The sequence below is a fragment of the Caballeronia sp. genome (assembly GCF_028292365.1).
GTDB lineage: Bacteria > Pseudomonadota > Gammaproteobacteria > Burkholderiales > Burkholderiaceae > Caballeronia.
The window spans coordinates 1-6,841 of sequence record NZ_JAQGMM010000558.1 but is presented as its reverse complement, the minus strand read 5'-3'; the positions used below and the strand labels follow the sequence as shown (position 1 = coordinate 6,841).

At 60.6% G+C, this 6,841-nt stretch carries 5 protein-coding genes; 2 read left to right on the top strand and 3 right to left on the bottom strand.

All coding sequences use genetic code 11. From position 1 onward, the window contains the following. Positions 1 to 504 precede the first annotated feature (504 nt). The gene (locus JWR14_RS32855; RefSeq protein WP_299717782.1) at positions 505 to 825 is read left to right on the top strand and encodes a DUF4148 domain-containing protein; all 321 of its coding nucleotides are present in this window, start codon (positions 505 to 507) and stop codon (positions 823 to 825) included. A gap of 131 nt (positions 826 to 956) precedes the next feature. On the opposite strand, the gene JWR14_RS32850 is transcribed toward JWR14_RS32855, so the two are convergent. The 3 genes from JWR14_RS32850 to JWR14_RS32840 are packed head-to-tail and all read right to left on the bottom strand — an operon-like array spanning position 957 to position 6,485. Then, positions 957 to 4,004, bottom strand: a complete 3,048-nt coding sequence (locus JWR14_RS32850; RefSeq protein ID WP_299717780.1) for an efflux RND transporter permease subunit — start codon at positions 4,002 to 4,004, stop codon at positions 957 to 959. Beyond that, positions 4,001 to 5,083 (bottom strand): efflux RND transporter periplasmic adaptor subunit, encoded by a 1,083-nt coding sequence (locus JWR14_RS32845; RefSeq protein ID WP_299717778.1) that lies wholly within the window; start codon positions 5,081 to 5,083, stop codon positions 4,001 to 4,003. The genes JWR14_RS32850 and JWR14_RS32845 overlap by 4 nt, the downstream gene beginning before the upstream one ends. Beyond that, a complete protein-coding gene (locus JWR14_RS32840; protein WP_299717776.1) occupies positions 5,073 to 6,485 on the bottom strand; it encodes a TolC family protein in 1,413 nt (470 codons plus the stop codon). The genes JWR14_RS32845 and JWR14_RS32840 overlap by 11 nt, the downstream gene beginning before the upstream one ends. Before the next feature lie 145 nt (positions 6,486 to 6,630). Here JWR14_RS32840 and JWR14_RS32835 point away from each other — a divergent pair. Continuing rightward, positions 6,631 to 6,841 (top strand): response regulator (locus JWR14_RS32835; RefSeq protein WP_299717774.1); only part of this gene is annotated, 211 nt, incomplete at its 3' end.

The window sequence follows — 6,841 nt, the reverse complement described above, 5'->3', positions numbered from 1 at the left end:
GAGGCAGCTCATACACAAAATTATACGCAGAATTACTTATTAAAAATCGATGGTTGGCTTTTCGAAATGCTATCAGCCCATCGCCGGTCCCGATGTCGACTAGCGTCATCGCAGCAGAACGCCGGGTGCCGTCCAAAACTCGACCCGCGATTGGGTCAACTGGGAGCGCAGCATCAGCTCTTGCCCGGTGTTCATTTGTTGCAGGCAACTCTGAGCAGAAAAACTTGGCGAAGCAATCAACACGCGATGGCGCCCTTATTGCATGTCACATTTAATATACCCCTCTTACCAATGTCCCATGCATTTTCTTATGTGATGCTTAAGCGTTTTGATCCCCAAATTTATCGATAAAGAAATTACGCAGCTAAGGAGATGTTAAGTATGACTATGTATTATGGAAATCACGCATCGCCGGTTATGAAGTGCAGATTCTTGCCCCTCTTTCGCGATGTAAAACCGTTGTCCGGATAGGCCGGACGACCGCTCAGTCAAGGAAAAGACATCATGAAATCACTCGTACTCTCGTTGCTCGCAGCCTCTGCCCTGACGCTTCCCCTTGCCTCTTTCGCACAGACCGCGACTGATCCCGTTACCCGTGCGCAAGTACGCTCTGATTTGGTCCAGGCGGAACAACAAGGCTTGGTTCCGCCGTCGAAGACGAAATATCCCGCAGGTCGGGATACCGCGCAGAATATGAACCGCCAGGCACAACAACAAAGCGGCGACGCACACACCGGTTATGGCCCTTCAACCTACGGATCGAACCAGTCAAGCGCGCGTAGCGTGTTGCCACTCCCGCATGAATCCCTCTTTTCGCACCATTAACTAAGGCCTTGCTTCTGCGGGACCATAGTATTGCTTCAAGTGTTTGCGTAGTTTACTAACAGGGGCGCTCTTCAGCGCCCCATTTTCATTCAACGATTCAACGATTCACTGATCATGGATACATCGATCCATCAGCGTCGCGGTTTCATCAGCAACTGCAGCAACACCGGCAACAGCAGCAGCACCAGAGGCAATTGCACGATCAAACCGGAAATGATTGCGACCGCCAGCGGTTGCTGCATGGCCGATCCCTGGCCCAGTGCAAACGCGAGCGGCAGCAACGCAAGAATGGCTGCGATAGTCGTCATGGCAATTGGCCGTAAGCGATTCCGGCCCGCTTCTATCAGCGCTCGCTCGAGCGGCATCTCTTCGTCGCGCATCAAGCCTTGCAACTCCGATACATAGAAGATCGCCACTTCCGTAACAATACCGATGATCATCGTCATGCCCATCATCGCGGAAATGTTGAGTTCAATGCCGGTGACCCACAGGCCGACAAACACCGCGCCGGTCGCCAGCAAAGGCATGGCAAGCACGGCCAGCGCAATGCGAAAACGCTCATAGAGAAACAGCAACAGGCCAAATACCAGCGCGACAGCCGCGCCGAATACCGTCATCAATCCCTTGAAGGCAATCTGCTGCTGTTTAAACAAGCCGCCTAGTTCGTAATACACGCCCGTGGGCAACAGATTGGTCGTAGCGAGCACTTTCTGCACGTCGGCAACGGTCGAGCCCAGATCGCGCCCATCAATACGCGCCGTCACGGCCACCATGCGCTTCAGGTTGTCCCGGCTCACTTCCGGCTGGCCCGTCACGGTCACGCGCGAAGCCACGCGATCCAGCGCGAACAGATGGCCATCCGCCGCGCGGATCTGTAACTGTCCGAGCTGGGTATCGGTGAGTGCGAGCGCACCGGCCACCCGAACCCGGATGCCGACCGTCTTCGGTCCGTTCTGGAACTGCGTGGCAACATTGCCTTGCACCATGTCGGAGACGGCCTGCGCGATGCTCTGCGGGTCCATGCCTTCCGCCGCCGCCGCATCCGGCCGGATGCGCAGTTCAAGCGCGTCGCCGGCGGGATTGATGCCGTCATTCACATCCACCACGCCCTGGACCTTGCCGATCGCCTCAGCCACCTTCCGGGCAGTCGAGTTGAGGATGGTCTGGTCGTCGGAGTAGATCTTGATCTGCACAGGTTGCGGCACGGCAGTCAGGTCTCCAATCAAGTCCTCCATCAGTTGCGCCAGTTCGATACTGACCCCGGGCACATCCGTTTCCACTTTCGAGCGAATCTCCTCCATCACGATTTCGATCGGCTCACGCTTGCCTGACTTCAGCCGCACGAAAAAGTCTCCGCGGTTCGGCTCATTCAGATCACCGCCCAAGCCTGCGCCGGTTCGCCGCGAGTACGTGGCGACATTCGGATTCGCGCTGACAATTGCTTCGACTTGCTTCATCAGCCGGTCGGTTTCGCTGATCGATGTGCCCGGCTCGGTGTGATAGTCGAGTACGAAACCGCCTTCGTCCATCGTCGGCATGAACCCGCTGCCTACCCGCGTGAACGCGAACGCAGCAACAACGACCAGCGGTACAAGTCCGATCAGGACGAGCACGGGACGCGCGCTGACGCGGCCGATCAACGTCGCATAACGCGTGTTCATCCAGATCGCCAGCCGGCTCTCCGTGTGCTCCTCCGCGTCCTTGGGCTTGAGCCATCGGTCGCAGAGGATGGGCACGGCGAGCCAGGTCACCATGAACGAAATGAAGAGCGCGCTTGCCATGGTGATGGACAGCGCCTTGAAGAACGCGCCCGTCACACCGGAGAGGAAGGCAAGGGGCACGAAGATGATCAACGTTGCCCCGGACGATCCGGCAAGCGGCCGTGTGAATTCGAGCGCGGCCGCCATCACACGGCCGTGAAACGCGTTTGCGCCGCCCTCCCGCATGCGCCGCACAATATGCTCGATCATCACGATCGCGTCGTCGATCACCAACCCCACCGCCGCTGCCATGCCGCCGAGCGTCATGATGTTGAAGCCCATGCCGAACACATCGAGCAATAGAATGGTCGCGGCCATCACGACCGGCACCAGCGCCACCGCAATCGCCGTGATCTTCCAGTTGCGCAGGAATACGAACAGCGTCAGCGCAGCGAGCACCACGCCGATCATGATGGCGTCGCGCACGCTCGTGGCCGCTGCGGTCACCAGTTCGCTCTGGTCGTACCAGTTGGCGAGGCGCACGCCCGGCGGCATCTGCGCCTGGAATGTGCTCAGCTTCGCGCGGATCGCCTTCGCCATGGCGACGCTGTTCGCACCGGGCTGCTGATAGATGTTGACGAGCACGGCGTCCTGCCCGTCGGCCGTCACGCGCATCCATTGCGGCGTGACGCCTGCACGCACCGTGGCAATATCGCCGAGACGAATTTGCGTTGGACCGTTTGCTGAGACCACCACGTTCCTCAGGTCGTCGAGCTTCGTGATGGTCGCGTCGGCAATGACCAGATAGAGCTTGTAGTGATCCTCGATCCGGCCGGTTGCCATGAGCACATTGCTCGAGCCAATCGCCTTCGACACATCGGCGAGCGAGAGCTTGTAAGCGGCCAGGCGGGCGGGGTCCACGGCCACTTCGAACTCGTCCGTGGCGCCGCCGGTCACGTCCACGCGGGCCACCCCTTCCACCGATGACAACAGCGGCCGCATCTGGAACTGCGCGAGGTCGTGAAGCGCAGAAAGCGATTGCTGCTTCGACGTCAAGCTATATGCAAGCACCGGGAACACCGTCGGGTCCATGCGGCGGACCTGCATCGACGTGCCTTGCGGTAGCGTCCCGAGAATCTCGCTGATCGACGATTGCGCCTGCAACGTGGCCTGCGCCATGTCCGTGCCCCAGTCAAAATTCACCGATATCTCGGCGGACCCGCGGCTCGTCTTCGACTCGACATCGAGTACATTGGGCACGCGCCGCAGCGCTTCTTCCACCGGCATGGTGACGAGCGTCGCCATCTGCTCGGCGGGGCGGTCGCCGGCATCGAGCGCGACAACGGCGCGAGGGAACGCCACGTTGGGGAACAGCGATATCGGCAACCGGAACGCAGTCAGCGCACCGGCCGCTGCGAGCAAGCCGATCACGAACAGCAATGAGCGCCGGTGAGCCTGCATCCATTGGCTGAAGTTCATCGTGGCGCGCCTCCCGCGCCCTGCACCGTCATGCCGTCCTTCAACTCATAATTGCCGCTGACCACAATGGGTTGCGACGCATTGAGCGGACCGTCGATGCCATAGTGGTCCAGGTCCTCTATCTGCGTCACCACGTTGACGCGGCGCGCCTTGTTGCCGGACGCAACCTGGAACACGAAATTGCCGTGCTCATCCTTGAGCACGGCCGAGCGCGGGACGACCCAATGCATGCCGCGGTTTGTATCGATATCGGCGGCCACGTGCGTTCCGGGGATGAAGCCGCTGTTGCCGAGCGGCACGTTCGCGCCCACATCGACGAGTTGGCTTTGCGGGTCGATGGACGCCCCCACCAGAACCACGCGGCCTGTCATGGAGACCTTCGCGAGCGAGCTCGACAGGCCACGCAGGCGAACCTCATCGCCGGCATGGATGTTGATGGCGTCCGAGGGTTCGACCGCCAGCATCACGTTGCCGCGCGTCTGTTGGCCCCTGTCCGCGCCGGCAAGCTGCATGATCGGCGCACCTGCCTGAACCTGGTCGCCCTGCCCCGCCGATATCTGCAACACCACGCCGTCGATGGGCGACGCAACTGCCTTGGCCCCGCTCGTGATCCCGCTTTGTGCCTGCGAAGCCAGCGCTTCGCGGGCATCCTGCGTTGCCTTGCGGGCGGCAGCCAGTTGCGATGCGGTGGCAAGGCCTTTGTCGAAGAGCGATTGAGTGCGCGAGAGTTCGCCATCGGCCAGCGTCGCGGCACTTCTTGCCTGCGTCGCGGCCAACGCGGCTGCAGGGTCGGCCTGCACGACAAACAGCGGGTCACCGCGTCTGACTGGCTGCCCCGTCTGCACACGCAGTTGCGTGATCCGCGCGACGTAGGGCAGATTGATCGACGTGAGATTCGCCGCGGAAGCCGCAACGATGCCGTATGCGCGCACCGGTTGCGCAATCGGTGCGCGCTGGACCGAGGCGGTCGTGACGGCGACCGCGGTGTCGTCGGCAAGGGCGTTGTTTGCTTCGAAAAAAACGCTGAGGCAAAAACACAAGGCGATGCAAGCGGGCATCGAAAGCCGGTTATTTAGCATGGGCTTCGGTCAGGGTCAGGTCGGAAGAAAATGCGTCGGGGATCGCACTGCCCAGCAGCGCTTGCAAGCCAACGCGCTGTTCGGCCCGCGCTTCGCGAAGCGTCGCGATATCCACGCGTTTGTTGAGCGCGGCCAACATGGCATCCGTGTACGCGCCAAGCGTCAGGTTGTGCTCGGCAAACGCCTTGCTGGCGTTGCTGGCTGCATACTCTGTTCCGGGCAACGCCGCTTCGGTCTGCTCAAGCTGGCGCGAGAGAATGGTGTCGTCGGCACGCAGATGGGCCACGTCGGCGAATGCCTGGTTCAGGCGGTTTTGATATTCATCACGCAGGCGCTGACGCGTGCTTTGCTCAATCGCGATATTGCCGCGGTTGCGGTTGAAGATGGGCAGGCTCAGGCTGATCTGGAAGCCGGACGTGTAGACATTCGATGTGTCGCGTTGACGATCGAACCCCACCGTCAGAGACGGAAACTGGCTCATTATTGCTGCGCGATACTTTTGCTCCTGCGCCTCGTAACCCGCTTGCAGGGCCAGCAGATCGGGTCGCCGGCGCGGCAGCGCGACAACCGCATCATGCACGGCGTTTTCGTCGAGTGGCGCATCTTCTGGCTCACCCACGAGCTTTAGTTGCACCTCAGGCGACAAACCCAGCAGCAGGTTCAGGTCATGATGCGTCTGCTCGGTCGCGCGTTCGGCGTCGGTATACAGCTTGCGCGCGTCGCTATACGAAGTGAGCGCGGCGGTCAAGGTGTCTTCGGTCAGGTTGCCATCGCGCTGAGCATCGGCCATGCGTTCATAACGCCTGCGCGACAGGTCTCGTTGTTTCGCAAGCAGCGGCAGCGTGTCCTCTTGGAAGAGCGCCTTGATGAACAATTGTTTTGCTTGCGCCACGACCTGCCACTCTTGCCAGAGCAGGCCGAGATCAGTCTTCGCGACAGTCGCGTCCGCCGACTGCTTGTTGGGCCCACGCGTGAGAATCGCGAGCACATCCATGGTCAGGCCATAATTGAAAGCACGTGTGGCGCCTTCCATGCCTGGGTAGTCGCTGGATACGGCTAACTGCGGATCAGGCAGCAATCCCGCTGAAAAGGCTTGTGCCCGAGCAATCCCCAGGTCGTCGCGGGCGAGCTTCAGATCAGGATTGTTCGCCACGGCCAGCATGGCGACCTCTTCAACGTCGAGGCCGTCCGAAGGGTCGAATCTGTGCGCGGCCAGCTCGGGCAAGGGCATGGTCGCCGGGTCGATCTGCACGCGTGACAGCGAAGTAAGCGTGGTCGATGTGTCCCGCGGCGCAAGCGGCTCGCGGTGGTACCAGGTGCAGCCGGCCAGCATCGTCAGGCACGTGCTGGTGCAAACTAGCCTGCGCAGGTACAGACTCGAGGTGATAGGCAATGCAAGCAAGCCTGGCTCCCGGGTGAAAGAATGGAACGGGTACGGTTCATCGAAGGAGCGATTGATTCTGAGAGGCAGGTGCTTAAGGAACGCTTAAGCACCTGCCGCGGACAATGCATGTTCAATATTTGTTGGCATGACCGGGGACTTCACGATGCGGCTATTACTGGTGGAAGACGACGAAATGATTGCCGAGACCGTGCTCGACTCCATGCGCCGGCTGGGTTATGCGATCGATTGGGCGGCGGACGGACGCGCCGCCGAGCTGTCGCTTGCCAATGGGGTGTACGACCTTGTATTGCTCGACCTCGGCTTGCCGAAACGCGACGGCATTCAGGTGTTGAACACGTACCGCAAGGCGGGCG